The organism is Acinetobacter soli (assembly GCF_018139125.1).
Lineage (GTDB): Bacteria > Pseudomonadota > Gammaproteobacteria > Pseudomonadales > Moraxellaceae > Acinetobacter > Acinetobacter soli.
On sequence record NZ_CP073241.1, the window covers coordinates 2,909,309 to 2,925,928 of the forward strand.

At 44.5% G+C, this 16,620-nt stretch carries 14 protein-coding genes; 6 read left to right on the plus strand and 8 right to left on the minus strand.

Features of this window, described 5'->3' with window-relative positions; translation table 11 throughout:
• Positions 1 to 41 precede the first annotated feature (41 nt).
• From KCV09_RS13335 to KCV09_RS13355, 5 genes are all read left to right on the plus strand, one after another.
• A complete protein-coding gene (locus KCV09_RS13335) occupies positions 42 to 1,463 on the plus strand; it encodes an FAD-dependent oxidoreductase (RefSeq protein ID WP_025094667.1) in 1,422 nt (473 codons plus the stop codon).
• A gap of 166 nt (positions 1,464 to 1,629) precedes the next feature.
• A complete protein-coding gene (locus KCV09_RS13340) occupies positions 1,630 to 2,520 on the plus strand; it encodes a metal-dependent hydrolase (protein ID WP_088458879.1) in 891 nt (296 codons plus the stop codon).
• A 127-nt stretch (positions 2,521 to 2,647) separates the two neighbouring features.
• A complete protein-coding gene (locus KCV09_RS13345) occupies positions 2,648 to 3,238 on the plus strand; it encodes a LemA family protein (protein ID WP_025094669.1) in 591 nt (196 codons plus the stop codon).
• Between the two features lie 23 nt (positions 3,239 to 3,261).
• Positions 3,262 to 4,344: a TPM domain-containing protein gene (locus KCV09_RS13350; protein WP_212515266.1), complete on the plus strand. Its 1,083-nt coding sequence runs from the start codon at positions 3,262 to 3,264 to the stop codon at positions 4,342 to 4,344.
• Complete coding sequence (locus KCV09_RS13355) at positions 4,338 to 4,898, plus strand: TPM domain-containing protein (protein WP_004934250.1); 561 nt, start codon at positions 4,338 to 4,340, stop codon at positions 4,896 to 4,898. The genes KCV09_RS13350 and KCV09_RS13355 overlap by 7 nt, the downstream gene beginning before the upstream one ends.
• A gap of 1 nt (position 4,899) precedes the next feature.
• Here the strand turns inward: KCV09_RS13355 and KCV09_RS13360 are convergent, their stop codons facing one another.
• From KCV09_RS13360 to KCV09_RS13375, 4 genes are all read right to left on the minus strand, one after another.
• Positions 4,900 to 5,916, minus strand: a complete 1,017-nt coding sequence (locus KCV09_RS13360) for a C45 family autoproteolytic acyltransferase/hydolase (RefSeq protein ID WP_212515267.1) — start codon at positions 5,914 to 5,916, stop codon at positions 4,900 to 4,902.
• Positions 5,917 to 5,925: 9 nt separating this feature from the next.
• Entirely contained in the window at positions 5,926 to 7,389 is a 1,464-nt protein-coding gene (locus tag KCV09_RS13365) for a biotin carboxylase (protein WP_034440443.1), read from the minus strand.
• Between the two features lie 137 nt (positions 7,390 to 7,526).
• The gene (locus KCV09_RS13370; RefSeq protein WP_212515268.1) at positions 7,527 to 10,316 is read right to left on the minus strand and encodes an aminotransferase class I/II-fold pyridoxal phosphate-dependent enzyme; all 2,790 of its coding nucleotides are present in this window, start codon (positions 10,314 to 10,316) and stop codon (positions 7,527 to 7,529) included.
• Between the two features lie 61 nt (positions 10,317 to 10,377).
• Positions 10,378 to 11,247, minus strand: a complete 870-nt coding sequence (locus KCV09_RS13375; protein ID WP_228301561.1) for a carbon-nitrogen hydrolase family protein — start codon at positions 11,245 to 11,247, stop codon at positions 10,378 to 10,380.
• Between the two features lie 824 nt (positions 11,248 to 12,071).
• Between KCV09_RS13375 and KCV09_RS13380 the strand changes: the two genes are divergently transcribed.
• Entirely contained in the window at positions 12,072 to 12,509 is a 438-nt protein-coding gene (locus KCV09_RS13380; RefSeq protein ID WP_212515269.1) for a pilin, read from the plus strand.
• A gap of 262 nt (positions 12,510 to 12,771) precedes the next feature.
• Here KCV09_RS13380 and bfr read toward each other — a convergent pair whose 3' ends face one another.
• The 4 genes from bfr to KCV09_RS13400 form a co-directional block, all read right to left on the minus strand.
• Entirely contained in the window at positions 12,772 to 13,236 is a 465-nt protein-coding gene (gene bfr, locus KCV09_RS13385; protein ID WP_004934272.1) for a heteropolymeric bacterioferritin subunit Bfr, read from the minus strand.
• A gap of 249 nt (positions 13,237 to 13,485) precedes the next feature.
• Complete coding sequence (locus tag KCV09_RS13390) at positions 13,486 to 13,680, minus strand: bacterioferritin-associated ferredoxin (protein WP_004934275.1); 195 nt, start codon at positions 13,678 to 13,680, stop codon at positions 13,486 to 13,488.
• A gap of 152 nt (positions 13,681 to 13,832) precedes the next feature.
• Positions 13,833 to 14,216 carry a RidA family protein gene (locus KCV09_RS13395; protein WP_004934278.1) on the minus strand — a complete coding sequence of 128 codons (384 nt, stop codon included), beginning with the start codon at positions 14,214 to 14,216 and terminating at the stop codon, positions 13,833 to 13,835.
• Positions 14,217 to 14,291: 75 nt separating this feature from the next.
• Positions 14,292 to 16,406: a RelA/SpoT family protein gene (locus KCV09_RS13400; protein ID WP_004934280.1), complete on the minus strand. Its 2,115-nt coding sequence runs from the start codon at positions 16,404 to 16,406 to the stop codon at positions 14,292 to 14,294.
• Positions 16,407 to 16,620 lie beyond the last annotated feature (214 nt).

Here is a 16,620-nt window from a genome sequence, read left to right on the forward strand (position 1 = left end):
GATAACTTTCGAGTTTTCCACACTGACCCACGGAGCAAGACATGGCAGAGCGCCTAAATAATGACTTTCAGTTTCTGGATGTAGCACGCCAAGATCCAGAGAAAAAAGATATTGATGTCCGCAAATCTGAGTTTGTGGAAATTTATAAACCGTTCACGGCTGAGGTGGCTGCCAATCAGACCCATCGTTGTTTGGGCTGTGGTAACCCGTACTGTGAATGGAAATGTCCGGTACATAACTATATTCCAAACTGGTTAAAACTGATTGCAGAAGGCCGTATTTTTCAGGCCGCAGAATTGTGCCATCAAACCAATACGTTACCGGAAGTGTGTGGTCGTGTGTGCCCACAAGACCGTTTGTGTGAAGGTGCATGTACCCTCAATGACGGTTTTGGTGCGGTAACAATTGGTAATGCAGAAAAATATATCAACGATACAGCCTTTGCACTGGGCTGGCGTCCAGATATGTCGTCAGTGAAATGGACCGACAAAAAAGTGGCCATTATTGGCGCAGGCCCGGCAGGACTTGGCTGTGCAGATATTCTGGTGCGTAATGGTGTAAAACCGGTGGTCTTCGATAAGCGCCCTGAAATTGGTGGTTTGCTGACTTTCGGTATTCCTGAGTTTAAAATGGAAAAAGACGTGATGAAGCGTCGCCGTGAAATCTTCACGGGCATGGGCGTTGAATTCCGTTTAAATGTTGAAATCGGAACGGACATCACCATCGACCAGTTACTGCAAGATTACGATGCAGTATTTATGGGAATGGGCACCTACACTTACATGAAGGGTGGTTTCCCAGGCGAAGAGCTTGAGGGTGTCTATGATGCACTGGATTTCCTGATTGCCAACGTCAACCGTACGCAAGGCTGGGAGCAAAACCCAAGCGAATACATCAGTGTTGAAGGCAAGAAAGTGATCGTGCTGGGTGGTGGCGATACGGCAATGGACTGTAACCGTACTTCGATCCGTCAGGGTGCGGAGCAGGTCACCTGTGCATATCGTCGTGATGAAGCCAACATGCCGGGTTCACGTCGTGAAGTAAAAAATGCGCGCGAAGAAGGCGTTAATTTCTTGTTTAACCGTCAGCCAATCGAAATTGTGGGCGAAAACGGCCAAGTGACTGGCGTGAAAGTGGTGACCACACAGTTAGGTGCGCCAGACAGTCGTGGCCGTCGTAGCCCAGAACCGATTCCGGGTTCTGAAGAAGTTCTAGCAGCCGATGCAGTATTATTGGCATTTGGTTTCCGTCCAAGTCCGGCAGACTGGTTTGCACCTGCCAATATTGGTTTGGATGGCTCGGGTCGTGTACTTGCTGCTGAACAGCAACAATATAAATTCCAGACATCTAACCCGAAAATCTTTGCGGGTGGCGATATGGTGCGTGGCTCTGACTTGGTTGTGACTGCAATCTGGGAAGGTCGTCAGGCAGCAGAAGGTATTTTGGATTACCTCGACGTGTAACGTTAAAACATCCAAAGACCCATTTCCAAAAGCCTGCACGGATGCAGGCTTTTGTCATTTTTGTGCATTAATCGGGTTGAGCAGTTCGGTCAATTGTACAAGCAGTTTTGCCATAGGGTTTTATCGATTCACTCGCCATACTCGAAAAAAACAGCAGGATTCGGCTATGGCAACAGTGATTCAGCAGGCATCGAAAGCATATCAGCAGCGTCCTAAAGCGTTGGGCATTACCGTGCGGCGCTTACAATTCTATCCTGAAAAAATCAAGCGGCATTACTTTGCCAATTCACCTGTCATGTCGCATTTGCTCACTGCACTTTCATCGACCTTTCCAGTAGGAGAGCAGTTTTTTGTGCATAGCGTGCGTAATGTGCGTGATCGAATTGCAGATCCACAGCTTCAGGCTCAAATTGCAGCTTTTATTGGTCAAGAGGCGATGCATTCCAAGGCGCATACTGAGTTTAATGATGCATGGCGCAAAGACGATTATAATCTGGATCGCTTTCAAGCATGGCTTATGCGAAAAGATCGTCATGTACGTAATTTACATCCGAAAGTGCAGCTTGCCATTACCTGTGCATTTGAGCATTTTACTGCTTTGTTGGGAGGCTATATTTTAAGGCATCCTGAGGTACTCAGTACATTAGATGAAGATGCCATGAAGCTCTGGGTATGGCATGCGATTGAAGAAATCGAACATCGTGCTGTGGCCTTCGATGTGTACCAAGAGATTTATGGCGATCATAAGCTGCGTACTCTGATAATGCGAAGTGTCACCACAGGCTTTGCCAGCCTCACCTTTTACTCGGCCAGCAAACTGTTCATGCAGGATCGACGTAAAAGCTTACCTAAAGTGGGAGCTAATCTTTTCGGGGTTTATTTGGTGGCCAAAATGTTTGTGCAATTATTGCCAGAATATCTGGCCTATTACAAACCAGATTTTCACCCTGCCGATCACGATTACAGCGAACTGATTGCATACTGGAAAGAAAAAATGGCGGCAGATTATGATATGCCAGCATTCCAAGAGACTTCTGCCCAGCTTCGTTACAGCTGAACCTGAATCAACCAAAAAGCGGGCGTCTGGCCCGTTTTTTATGATAAAGAAAATAAACAAAACAGCACCAAAATCCTCGTTACAATGCCTTTAAAACACAAATTTTAAAAATAATGAGGTGATTAACATGAATTTATTTAAAAAATTAGCACTTTCCAGTGTATTGGCCAGTACGCTTATCTTTTCGGGCTGTGGCTACAACACCTTGCAGGCCAAAGATGAATCGGTGACGGCAGCATGGTCTGAGGTACAAAACCAGTATCAGCGCCGTGCCGATCTGGTTCCGAATCTGGTCAATGTGGTGAAAGGCTATGCCAAACACGAACAGCAGGTGCTGACCGACGTCACGCAGGCGCGTTCAAACGTGGCTGGCTTGAAAGTTGATAAAGCCGTCCTTGAAGACCCGCAGCTTTTTGAAAAGTATCAACAGGCACAAAGTCAGCTGACTGGCGCATTGTCTCGTTTGATTGCCGTCTCAGAAAACTATCCCGATTTAAAAGCCAATGAGCAGTTCCGCGATTTACAGGTTCAACTCGAAGGTACAGAAAACCGTATTGCGGTGGCACGTAATCGTTATATCAGTACGGTACAGGATTACAACACCTATGTTCGACAGTTCCCGCAGGCCATGACAGCCAAAGTGATTGGGATGCATACCAAACAAAACTTTAGTGCAGAAGCAGGCGCAGAGAAAGCACCAACAGTCTCATTTAATTAATTTTGCCTGAACTGGAGAATGCCATGACGCTCCCTCTGGCTAGATTACGATGGCGCCTATATCAAGGATCTTGGGCAGTTATACTCGGCTGTTTGACGCTGATGTGGTGCAGTCTCGCATTTAGCGCACAAGGTAGCGACCAAACCCAAGACAATACCGAACTGCTGGCAGCACAACAGATCATTCAACAGCAGCAAGGCAATCAGAAAGCACCCTCATCGAGTGTGGCTGCTGCACAGCAACCCCAAATTGCCAATGATCTGGCCGAAGGGCAATCGATACGATCATTACCCAGTTTAAATGCCCCCGTGATCGATCAGGCCAATTTACTGACCGAGACACAAAGACAGCAGATTGAGCAACAAATCCGTCGGCTGTACGAAGCAAAAAAAGCCCAGATTGCAGTGGTGATTGTGCCGACTACAGGCCAAGAGGATATTTTTGATTATGCCATGCGTGTGGCACAACAGTGGCAATTGGGTAGTGCCAAGCGTGATAACGGTATTTTAATGACCATTGCGGTCAATGACCGTCGGATTCAGATTCTGACTGGCTACGGTGTAGAAGGCGTTCTTCCAGATATTGTGGTTGGGCGGATTATACGTAATCAAATCACGCCGTATTTTAAGCAAGCCCAGTATGCGCAAGGGATACAGGCAGGTTTAAATGAAATTGAAAAAATTCTGAATATGGATCCCGAGGTCGCGCAGCAGGCAGCACAGGAGTTAAAAGAGAGCCAAGAACAGGCACTTCATGAGCAACAGGCCCGTTCACAGATGCTCACTTATTCGATGATTATTATTGTGGTCGGGATTTTTGCATCCTTTATTGTGGGGAATCGACTCAGCGCGGCAACAGCAGGCGTTGCGGGGATTGCAGCCGGTATCATTAGTGGTGTGGGAATTATCACCAGCTTACTGGCAGGTCTGGGTATTTTTCTATTGCTGGTCACGTCTTTGGCACAATTAATTTTTCAGCTGTTTGCATCGGGCGGTGGTCGTGGTGGTGGGGGCGGTTTTGGCGGTGGCGGCGGCTTTGGTGGCGGTGGTGGCTATAGCGGCGGTGGCGGCGGCTTTGGTGGTGGGGGAGCATCAGGATCATGGTAACAACAACCGATACAACACAAATTATTACCCAGCCTAAAATTAGGGCGCAAAATCAACCCAGTTTAAAACGCTGGCTGAAACATTTTTTCTTTTTGCCTGCGGCGAAGCGTTACTTTTCTAAAACCGACATGACCGCAATTGCGCAGGCGGTGACACAGGCCGAACATGGCCACGTGGGTGAAATACAGGTGGTGATTGAAGGTCATATCCCATGCTTGCAAGCCTATCAACAAACTCCGAGGCGCCGAGCCGAGCAACTCTTTGCCGAACTTGGTGTCTGGGATACTGCCCATAATAGTGGCATTTTGCTGTATTTGAATTTATGTGAACAGCAGGTCGAACTGGTGGTAGATCGAGGAATTTGTACCGAAACGCATACGCTGGCGTGGGAAGCTATTTGTCGCACTATGGTGCAACAACTGAAGCACGGTGATTATCGTGCTGCGGTTGTGGATGCGGTTTTGGCGATTGGTGAGGTGCTGGATCAGTTTTATATGCAGCACGATGATCAAGACCAGAATGAGCTGGGCAATGAGCCCATTATTCTGGGTTAGTTTATGGCGCTGAATACAAGATTGGATCGGCTTGTGCCGCCAAAATAATGGTGCGCTGCTCTTCGGTAAACTGCTCAAATGACTGTGGCCACAGCTGTTGTGGCCAATACAGTTCCACACGCTGGGACACCGGACGATAAATCGCGGTGTACAGTGTCCCGTAGCCCCGAAGCCATGCATCTTGGTAAAGCGGTTTGGTGAGCAAACCTTGCACCACCTGTGACGAATGGGTGGAGTGTGTGAGGACCTGTTCTAAAAAGTTCAGACGTTCGTAAGAAAGTGTGGCAGTAGCATGCTGTGGCCATTCAATCTGATGCTGATAATTGGTCACCGCATGGCGTTTAACCACTTCAGTTTCCCGGTCTGGACTCACAAAAACGGTGCGCCAGTCTCCGTTACGATCGAGTAGCGTGACGTTATAGGTCATGTGCACAGGCACGCGCTTTAAAATAGCCACGGCTTCTTCGGTGTTTTGCGCCATTTCCAGTACATAACGCAGTACCAGCGGAATACCAAATCCTGTGCCAGTGATGGTTCGCCCCCCAAACGAAAGCGAAGCCGAAACACCTGCTTCATTTACGCCATCGAGTGCGCCCCACAGGCAATCACTCATGGCCATCACGCGTTGATTCACCCAGCGTGTATTGAGCAGATTGCCTTCGAGTAATACAGGTGCAAAATCATAATTACGAAGCAGGATCGGTTCTTCTTGGGCATGAGGATCGAACCATATGCCTTGAGAGCACCCAGCGATGTACGCTGGTGGACACCAGAGTGATAAAAAGCGTGCTTCTACGTCACCGCCTCCGGTCAGTGCAATGAGTTTTTCCCAAATTGGGATTAACTCTGGCATGTAGGTGCGTAATGCCTGTCGACACTCCAGATAGGTTGGACGTCCTGCAACACCACTACGCAAGAACCATGCACGATACCCTGGCCAGAATTGCTGGAAGATCGCTTTCCATTTTTCATCGGGCGTATCTTCTAAAATAGCTTGGAACTGAAGTTCGACAGACATAAGTTTTCCTTAGAGTATTTTGAAAGATCCCGGCGCAGGGGCCAAATCGTGATGTGTTGTGGCAATCGGTTTACCAGCATAATAACTCTTGATTCCACGAATCCAGTCGCGTGCGCGAATGTTAAGACGGAAGTTATCATCCATAGAGCGGCCACGTGTAATCAAAATACCTAAGTCGGCACCTTCATAACGAAAATCGCCAGGGCCTGTGATTCTCAAGAAAAAGGCTTCACGTTCGGTATCAATGGCGCGGCGTGCATAATCGAAGCGCTGATAAGAGATGCTGCCATCTTCAGCCATACGATAAATCCCGGTTGGCGGTGCATGGGTAACTTGATCGACTTTATCTTCGGTGTATTTAATTACCACCTGTGACCACGAATCGATAAAATGCGGCTGCGCCCAACGCTCGTTAATTTCTTTTACATTGAGATCAAAAGGTACGCCTGAAAATTCTAGTAAATGAAATAAGAATAAAGGCGCATCGGCATAGGCAAAAGCAGCATGATTGGTCATCGGACTGGCGCCACAAATGCGAGGATTCAACTCACCCAAGTAGACTTCATCGGTATCGATATCGATTAAAAAATCCAGATCGAAATAGCCACGATAACCTTCGTTGAGTAATTGATTACCAAATTTCTCCGCCATTTCGCGTGCCTTAATTCTTGCCCGCTCTGAAAAAGCGCCCGGAAAAATTTCATTGCCACACCAGCCGCCTTGATAAGGCGTCAGTTCACGCGCACCGACCACTTCGGTCAGTAATGGCCCCACCAGTGTTCCAGATTGCGTGGCACAGGCTTCAAGCGTTGCGCCGCGGCAGTTGATGCGTTTCATGATCTTGACTTCAGGATCATGAATAATCTCATCTTTATGTTTGTTAAAATCATTTTCGCTGGCAATAAAAAAGGTGGTATGGCCCGAATCACCAAATGCAGTTTGAATTACTAGATCATGGCCTAAACCATGACGGTCGGCAATTTGCAACAAATGCTCATAGCTGCTCACTTTGGCCAGTGCATTGGGTACCGAATATACGCCGGCTTTATTGCCAATCCGTACAGTTTCCATTTTATTGTCGCAGCGCTGACGTAATGCCGCAGGTGGGAACCAGATGTCCAGACCAATTTCTTTGGCCAGTTCCTCGGTTTTTTCATCAAACATCAAAAAGGTGGCCACCGGATTTCCACCACGCCGCTCAATCAGATCGACCACATCTTTATGTTGCAGCAGATAATTATTGATGTCTTCAATCGAATTAAAATCGTCGTGCAAAGATTCGGGTGGAACAAAAACATTTGGATGACGACCATCAAAACAGTCGATGTAATTGATATAGCGAAAGCGGTTAACCCAACGATCGATGCCCAATAAGTTAAAATTTGTCGCGCTGATGAAGTAAATCGGACGTTCGTTACGATGAAACATCAGCAACATATCAGAAATGCTCGTCACTTTATTACTATAATTCATGTTCACTTCCTTAAGCTCAGCGGTTTTCTGAGGCGTACTACTTGGCCAGTATTTTCTGAGGAACGCATAAATAGAGGGCAGAGACTGAAGACTCATATTTTGTGTTCCGTACGGTATTTGAGTGCTGTGCGCAGGAATTAGCCTGCGCGTAAATGATGAATATGTTGGTATTGCTGCAAAGACTCATAGGTCTCTTTGGCTTGCTGTACCCGGTTTAGCGTGTCTTGCGTAAATACTCGAAAACCAAGCTCGGGTCGGAAGCCATGAATTTCTTTGACATCGAGTGCAGCCATAAATTGTAAAATTTCTGCGCTGATCACTTGGCCTGGCACCAAAATCGGGAATCCGGGTGGATACGGAATAACAAACAATGCTGAAACCAGTTCTCGTCCGGCTGCAATCGCCGCTGCAGCATCAGCAATATCGATATATTCACAGCTGGTATCTTCATACGACAGGAAAAAGGCCTGACGGATATTGCCATCTCGGGTTTGTACAGCCGGATCAAGGCGCTGCCCCTGAAATGCAGCATGGAATGCCGAAAAGTCAGGCAGTGGTGGCTGTTCTTGCGTGAGAGAATTCACCCGCTTTTGATGAATACGCCGTTCTGCCGAGCTCATATCTGCTACGCGTCGATCGACATCGCGGGCAATCTTGATCAGTACTTCAATCAAATATGCAATTGCGGAGCGCGTTGTACCAATATTGATAATAAACAGTACGGTGTTTCGGGAGGTTTTATTGATTTGAATACCGTATTTGTTCATTAGTTCGGTATTTTTAAAGGTATCGCCGTCCATACCAACCATGCCGATCATGAGTGTTGCGCGGGTTGGGTCCATGACAAACTCATCCATGCTCCACGCTTTTTCCAGATTGGCCCAGCCTTTGCCTTCATCAAAATAACTATTTACGCCCGATTCGCGGTAAGCCTCCGGAATAATATTGCCCACGCGTAAAAAGTGAAAATGACGCTTGAGCAAAGGGTGATGCATCACTTGCTCGCGCAAGCTCATGGCCAGCTCTAACTGACGCTGCACCAATTGATAACCTTCCATTTCGACTTGGCGACGTCCGACATCTAGCGATGCCAAAATTTGATAATTGGCCGATGTAGATGTATGGGTCATGTAGGCTTCGATAAAGGCCTCTTCACTTTTTTCTTTAAAGTCTTGATCCCAGATATGAATCATCGAGCCTTGACGCAGTGCGGTAAGGGTTTTATGGGTCGAGTGGGTAGAATAAACTCTGACACGTGCCTTTGCTGGATCTGGCATCAGAGGGGTGTCGAGCAACTGTTCATCGTTGTCCCAATCAATCGTCTGCTGCCACTGTTCATACTGTGCTGCATACGTGTCGCTTTTAAAGCGCTCGGCCAGTTTGGCAGCATTGGCCATGGCAGTTCGCTGACGATAAATCGGATGACAACTTGCAAATGCAAACCATGCTTCATCCCATAAAAAAATGAGATCGGGTTTTATCGCCAAGCATTCCATCATGACACGTTCGACATCGTATACCACGCCATCGAAAGTACAGTTGGTCAGTAAAAGTAATTTGACCTGATCGAGTTTGCCTGCACGCTTAAAGTCGAGCAACATTTGCTTGATATGGCGAATCGGCACCGCACCATACATGGAATATTCGTTCAGTGGGTACGAGTCCAGATAGGCCGCATTGGCGCCTGTGAGCACTAAGCCATAATGGTGTGATTTATGGCAGTTACGGTCGACCAGTACGATATCGCCTTCGCGTACCAGCGACTGCACCACAATTTTATTGCAGGTCGAGGTGCCATTGGTGGCAAAGAAGGTCCGTTTGGCACCAAAAGCGCGTGCTGCATATTCCTGTGCATGTTTAAGCGGGCCAACAGGTTCAAGTAAGGAATCGAGGCCGCCTGAGGTTGCAGAGGTTTCAGCCATAAATAAATTCATGCCATAAAACTGTGCCAGATCACTAATCCAGTGGCTGTTTAAAATGGCTTTACCGCGCGCTAGGGGCAAGGCGTGAAACATACCGGTAGGTTGTTTGGAATAATCACGTAACGCATTAAAAAATGGCGTGCGATAACGCTCGCCCACACCTTTCATGATGGCATTATAAAGCTCGATATGATCTTCTTCACCGAAAAAAATTCGTTTGAATACTTCACCGCCAGCCTGTGAGGCAATGATTTCGACGCCCGCATCATTCACCAGATACAAATCCAGCTCTGGGCGTAGTTGTGCAATCCGGCTACCGAGCAAGGTGCCACGCTCGATTTCCGGCAAGCTTTCGATATCTCGATCCAGATCGATCATCAGACGATCCAGAATATCGAGATGATTGACCGAGCGATATGGAAAGCCATGACGAATCACGACGGCTTGTAAGTTAAAATTGATGAGCGTGGCAATGAGGGCGTCTTCAAAACTCGGGACCACCACAATATCGAAAATAAACGGATCATCGGCATTGCGCTTGCTGATGACTCGGCGTCGTAACGCATCTTCTTCTGCTGCACTCATTTCATCGACAATCAGAACCTCAAAGTACGGCTGAGATAACCGTGCTTGCTGATCACTTGTGGTTTCAATCTGACACGACAATTCACGTTCGCTTTGTAAAACAGTATGATCGTGGCGATAGCTTCCCGCCGAGAGCGCACGATGAATCCGGCGCGCTAAAACGCGTGCTGTAGAAAACTCTTCTCGCTCGATATTCTGGAAGAGTTCATTAAAAACGCGTTTACTTGGAAAGGCCCAGTAACTTTCAATGGGAACCAGAAAATCAAGCGTTAATTTGACCCGTGTAAGTGCCTTGGCACGCTCCACATGATCGACTGCTAAATCCGTTAGATACCCAATATCTTCAACTAAATTAATCCAGCTATCCGAGCGTATCTCCCATACGCTACGGTGCTGGCTTAATGAATATGTATTTTTCATAAGCATATGTCTTTTTTTATAGAAATTTTCTTTATCTTGTAAAGCTTAGGTGAGGCGTGAGTTAGTCTTCAGGTTTGACCAAAGGCCCCAAGCTATCCAGATAAGGAAATTCGGTGTTGTCTTTTTGGTACACAGTAAAATGGCAATCGCGGTCACGAAAGCTTTTGAGTGGCTGGCCCAGACTACGAAGTCCGCGTCGACGTTCGCGACGTACTTTTTCTAAATCGATTTCAATTGGAATAATTTCTGCACCTGCTTCCGACTGATGCAAAACATAACCCGACGGATCGACCACAATCGATCTGCCATTACCGCCATCACCCACACCATTGATGTCGATAAAATATACCTGATTTTGAGCAGCAGAGGCCCGCGCAATCGCCAGTTCCACATCACGATCAATCGTGTCGGTCATGGTCGGGTGTAAAATCACTTCGGCACCCATTGCAGCAAGCGTTCGTGTAGTTTCCGGGAACCACATGTCATAACAGATCGAGACGCCAAAGCGACCAACATCGGGTACATCAAATACGCAGAATTGATCACCACCCGCCACATCTTTTTCATACGGGCGAAACGGAAACATTTTGCGATAACGAGCAACAATTTGCCCTTCTGGATTAATCACCGATAAAGTGTTGTAGATAATCTCGCCGTCTGGCCCTTCAGTACGTTCGAACAGCGAGCCTGGTATCACCCATAAACCTGTTTCACGTGCCAATTCTGCCAGTTGTGCTTCGGTTTGACTTGGCAGTGCTTCTGCCATGTGATGCTTGGGACCGAGTGGCGCCAGTTCTGAAAAAAGCACCATTTTGACCCATGGGAAACGCATGCGAATATGACGCATGTAATTGCCCATTTGCTCGACGTTACTGGTAAATGCAGATACCTGCATTTGAATCCCTGCTATACCAAAGGTGCTTGACATCATTTTCCCCTCACTTACATGTCCTACGATATTTGAATGTCATTGTTTTAACGTATGGTTAAAGTTGATGATTCTAGATCGAAGGAGTAGATCTGCCTTTGTTTAAAAAATCTTTTTTAGGCACATCTTTACGCCGCTAATAATCAGTTTTGGCAATAAAAAATTAAAATTAATTGCATAAAAAATATGTTCTTTTTTAAAAAACTTGCATCACTCCATGATGTTTTTTTTCACACCTACAAGATTAATTTCTGCTTTCGAGATCGTTCGTACAAGGGCCAATTTGATCAAAATACTAGGTGCCAATTTTGGCTATTGTAAAGTATTGTTTAACAAATAACTTTTAAAAATAAAAGCTCGGGTTTTAAATTTGATTGTTTAAAAAAGAAACAATTAGGTGTGTCAGGTGTTCAAAGAAAACCAAATCCTTTTAGGTGATGTGTTGTTTAAATCAGCAAATGGATAAGTTTGAAGAAAAACTAAAAAATTTGTTTAAATAGTCAGATAGTGGATATATCACATGATGTTTTATCATTTTTATGTCTGAAACATTAAAGTTTTTAGCTGAAAACTGAATTATGCTGAGCTTAATACTCTAAGTTTATTTTTACACTAAATAATCTGACAATTTTTACACCCTTAGACTGACAAAATTTGTCAGTTTCTTACATTTTATGTGACTTAATTTAAAAAAATATTCTCATAATATGAATAAGTATTTGTTTTTAATAATTATTAAATTAACTGCATAAGTTGGCATATTATGTGCAATCACCTACATAGCGATACACGCGATATAAAAAACACAATATTTTTGGAGAAGTTTTATGAATGCACAAAAAGGTTTTACCTTAATTGAATTGATGATCGTGGTGGCGATTATTGGTATTTTGGCGGCGATTGCGATTCCTGCTTATCAGGATTATACCATTAGAGCGCGAGTGTCAGAAGCATTGACTACATTAGGTCCTTTGAAAAGTTCAGTGAGTGAAAATATTATTTCAAATAATATTACAAACTTAGAAGCGACTGGTGATCCTGCATGCGCAGGAGTTTCCACAGTCACAGCAACCTCAAATGTTGCATCTGGTGGTTGTGAAAAAGGGGCTGTTAAAGTGACAACTACAGCAAAAGCTGGCGCAGTAACTTTGACCTTAACACCAACGGTTACAGTCACTAACAATGCTGTTGCAAATGTAAAATGGGCTTGTACATCAGATAATGATAAGTATGCACCAGCTTCATGTCGTGCAGGCGCTAATTAACTAAATGTTTAGTATTTGAAAGTAATTTTCAATATTAAATATTTCCTAGGGTCTATATAGTATTTTTTTAAACTAATTCGATCCTAGGTTAGTTAAACTTTATAATATTTATTTTGATAAAGATTTATTAAAATTAATATTTTTAAATTATGCAAAATAAACTGGAACATATTCGGGAATATGGTAGCTCAGAGCATCTAACCCAAAACCATCTCAATCAATAAGAAAGACAAAAATTTGTCTTTCTTATTGAAATCACGCATTACACCTGACTTTGAATATAATTCTCAATGCCGATAGTTTCAATCAGATCCAGTTGTGTCGTGGTCCAATCCCAATACTCTTCTTCTTTTTCTAAAATTTCTTGGACTAAATCACGAGACACATAATCCTGCTGGATTTCGCTAATTTCAACCGCTTTTTTGAGCGTCTCAATATTTTCTTTCACTTTACGCACGTCACAGTTCAGCACTTCTTCGGTATGCTGACCAATATAAAGCTTACCCAGATGCTGTAAATTTGGCAGACCTTCTAAAAACAAAATACGCTCAATTATTTTGTCTGCGTGTTTCATCTGGCGGATCGATTCTTTGTATTCGGCAGAGCCGAGTTTTTCAATGCCCCAGTCATTAAACATGCGTGAATGTAAAAAATATTGGTTGATTGCGGTCAGGTGATGATACAGCACTTGATTAAGTTGATTAATAACGTCCCGATTGCCTTTCATGATATGACTCCAACAACAAATGATGCGCCTTATACAGTTAAGGCAATATGCTTTAAAGTTTAATCAACTCTTTAGGTGCTGGCGAGTAGTTTATTGAACAGCAAATGAAAATCGCAATCAAAAACAGTCGAATATCGTGCTTTTAAAAAAATAAACCCGCTGACTGTGATGAGCGGGGAGGAGTATGAAAACTGAATATCAATTAAAAGTTATAAAATAAATTAAGTGCTCACTCACACAGCATATGGTTTATGCAGCGACAGAAATGCGTGCGGCAATTTCAGCCAGTTCTTCATTGATGATACTTTTGGCTTCAGGCGCACAGCGGCCACAGCACGTACCTAAATCGAGCAATTCACGAATCTCGCGATAGCTTTCAGCACCATTGGCAACGGCATCTTTAATATCTTGATCTGTAATACCACGACACAAACATACATACATCGGAGTGATTCACAATCTTAAATGGGATAATAGGTATTATTGATAATATTTATCGTTTGTCAATGAAATTCATTTGGAATTGCTATTTTCATCATTGAGTTTTTGAATAAAAAAACACCACCTTATAGGTGGTGTTTATGAATAAATATAACTTATTGATTTATAACGACGATACCATCCATCTCGACCAGAGCACCTTTAGGTAAGCTCGCTACACCCAAAGCAGCACGCGCCGGGTAGGGCTGGGCAAAATATTCACCCATAATCTGGTTGACCAGCTGAAAATGAGATAGATCGGTAAGGAAAATGTTGAGTTTGGCAATATCGGCTAATGAACCACCCGCAGCTTCACAGACGGCTTTTAAGTTATCAAACACACGGCGAATCTGAGCTTCAATGCCTTCAACCAATTCCATACTGTAAGGATCTAAACCGATTTGGCCTGATAAATACAAGGTGTTGTCAATCAGGATCGCTTGTGAATATGTTCCAATAGCGGCAGGTGCATTTTCAGTATGAATAACTTGGCGTGACATCGATGACTCCTCTTCTCAATACAGAACATCATAATCGATGAGTCCAAAGGACAACAGTATCATCGATATAATTGATTAACTTGCTTTAATTTTATTTGCTTCGGTTACCGCAGAAGGAAGATATAACCGAGAAACGCGTGGGAATCCAAAAAGCATGCGCAGATCGCGAATAATTTGTGCCACCACTTTACGGTTACTGACCACAATATTGGCATAGGTATGATCGCCATGCGGCTGAACCATTTCAACGCCCGTATGCGATTTACGGCATAAATAAATCAGCTCTGAAATCTGTTCGCCATCGAGCGGCATATCAATGCACAAATATGCGGTAAAGCTGACATCATCCAGATCGTCTGAAGTCCATTGCAGCGGCATGATATTTTCCGGGTGCATATGTTGTTCATGTAGCAAATTACGACAACGCGCACGATGCACAATGAGGCCACGACGAGACAAATGCCCCTGAATTGGATCGCCTAAAATCGGATTACAGCAATGCGCATATTTGACATCGACGCCTTCTGTTCCCTGAATCAATCGGTCCGACACTTCGTCGGTTTTTTGCGGCGTATCTTGAGAAAATAAGTGGTTGGCCACCAGTTGTGGCAATAAATCACCCACAGCAATCTGTTCAAAAAGCGCTTCTTTGGTTTCTACATGGCGCCATTGCAAGACACTTAACCAGTCTTTTTCCGACAAATCATGAATCGAGCGATTAAATAGCTTGAGAGCACGGTTGAGTGCTTGTTGACCCACCAAGAGTTGCTCATCGAAATCTTGATCGCGCAGCATATTCTGGATTGCGCGACGTGCCTTTTGTGTATTGATAAAGCTGAGCCAGTCTGGATTCGGCGTCGCTAGTACATCGGTGATGATATCGATCACCTGTCCACTCACCAATGGGGTCGAGAGCGGGCGAATTTCACCGTCAATTTTGGCTCCGACTGCATGGTTGCCAAGAAATAAACTGGCCGAATAGGCAAAATCAATCACTGTGGCACCTTGCGGTAATTCGTGCAAATGCCCATGCGGGGTATAAACCCAAATTTTTTCCTGATGCAGATAATCAAGCAGATCGTTAAATGTGGTTTTGGCACATTCACCGTCAATTAAGGTCGTAAGATTCTGCATAGAGGCTTGAATTGCAGAGCGGCAGGCTTGCGGTGCATTCTCGCCAAGTACCACGCCAAAGCGCGCTGCCTTACGCATCAGTTCAGTCTGAACGGTCAGAGAAAGCGTGGTTTGTTCACCTTTTAACTTCATCATCAGAGACTGATTTCCGCCGGGTAACGGGCGTCGGATATGATCTTCAAAATCGACAATCTGGAAGTTTTCTTTGAGTGCTTCGACTAAACGGTCACAGTCTGCAATGCTTTGCAAGATAATTTCAAAGGCATGGCTGTGTGTGAGTTCGTGAAGGTTAATTTCATTTTTAACAAAGTGACGCAGTAATTCGATATTGTTATTTTTCTTTTTAATTCGGCCTTGAATTTGGTAGGTGTTTAATAAGTCGCTTAAATGTCGTTCCCAGTTGCTTTGATATTCACATCGTTTAGATTTGGTTTCGAGCAATGCTTCTTGCACATTGTTATACATATCTAAATCGAGATTTTGATAGCATAGCAGCTCAAGGTTATCGGCCATTTCATTCATGCCCACGATACGTGCCATGGGAACAAAAATATCGAAGGTCTCTTGGGCGATACGGGCACGTTTATCTGGACGCAGTGCATCAAGCGTGGTCATGTTGTGATAACGATCGGCAAGCTTGATGATAATCACGCGTGGATCTTGTAAGGTGGCTTGCAAAATTTTTCGAAACGATGCAGCCTTGTTGTACTGTTTATCGCTTGAATGAGTCAGCTTGGTCACACCATCGACCAGATCTGCCACTACTTTTCCAAAGCGTTCACTAATTTCTTCTTTGGTATAGTCGGTATCTTCAATCACATCGTGCAACAACGCGGCCATGAGTGTATCGGCATCGAGACGCATATGTGCCAAAATACAACTGACGGCAATCGGGTGCACAATATAGGGCTCACCGCTTTTACGGGTAATGCCTGAATGCGCTAGATCGGCAAAATCGCAAGCAGCAAGCACATTATCGACGTCACTTGCATCCAAGTACGCTTCGATAATTAATTTAAGCTGTTGCTTGGCTTGACTGACCTCTTCACCTGGCATAAAACACCTTTTGATCGCTTGGGAGATGGATAACGATATATCTCTTAATGAAAAGCATATTGCGAAACTTGTCAATTTGTTCACAAAAAAAATCGCAAATATTTTTCTATCGTTAAGATTGGGAGAAACGATGTAAACCTACATTTGTATCAAATCTTTGCTTGAAGCGCACTAATTTAATGAGACTTATTCCTCAATTTGCGCGTTTTTTTCT

Excerpts from the sequence above, each read along its gene's own strand:
- KCV09_RS13400 (WP_004934280.1), bottom strand. The coding sequence starts at position 16,406 with ATGCCAGGTGAAGAGGTCAGTCAAGCCAAGCAACAGCTTAAATTAATT.
- KCV09_RS13395 (WP_004934278.1), bottom strand. The coding sequence starts at position 14,216 with ATGTCACGCCAAGTTATTCATACTGAAAATGCACCTGCCGCTATTGGA.
- bfr (WP_004934272.1), bottom strand. The coding sequence starts at position 13,236 with ATGAAAGGCAATCGGGACGTTATTAATCAACTTAATCAAGTGCTGTAT.
- KCV09_RS13340 (WP_088458879.1), top strand. The coding sequence starts at position 1,630 with ATGGCAACAGTGATTCAGCAGGCATCGAAAGCATATCAGCAGCGTCCT.
- KCV09_RS13390 (WP_004934275.1), bottom strand. The coding sequence starts at position 13,680 with ATGTATGTATGTTTGTGTCGTGGTATTACAGATCAAGATATTAAAGAT.
- KCV09_RS13350 (WP_212515266.1), top strand. The coding sequence starts at position 3,262 with ATGACGCTCCCTCTGGCTAGATTACGATGGCGCCTATATCAAGGATCT.
- KCV09_RS13380 (WP_212515269.1), top strand. The coding sequence starts at position 12,072 with ATGAATGCACAAAAAGGTTTTACCTTAATTGAATTGATGATCGTGGTG.
- KCV09_RS13345 (WP_025094669.1), top strand. The coding sequence starts at position 2,648 with ATGAATTTATTTAAAAAATTAGCACTTTCCAGTGTATTGGCCAGTACG.
- KCV09_RS13365 (WP_034440443.1), bottom strand. The coding sequence starts at position 7,389 with ATGAATTATAGTAATAAAGTGACGAGCATTTCTGATATGTTGCTGATG.
- KCV09_RS13335 (WP_025094667.1), top strand. The coding sequence starts at position 42 with ATGGCAGAGCGCCTAAATAATGACTTTCAGTTTCTGGATGTAGCACGC.
- KCV09_RS13360 (WP_212515267.1), bottom strand. The coding sequence starts at position 5,916 with ATGTCTGTCGAACTTCAGTTCCAAGCTATTTTAGAAGATACGCCCGAT.
- KCV09_RS13355 (WP_004934250.1), top strand. The coding sequence starts at position 4,338 with ATGGTAACAACAACCGATACAACACAAATTATTACCCAGCCTAAAATT.
- KCV09_RS13370 (WP_212515268.1), bottom strand. The coding sequence starts at position 10,316 with ATGAAAAATACATATTCATTAAGCCAGCACCGTAGCGTATGGGAGATA.
- KCV09_RS13375 (WP_228301561.1), bottom strand. The coding sequence starts at position 11,247 with ATGATGTCAAGCACCTTTGGTATAGCAGGGATTCAAATGCAGGTATCT.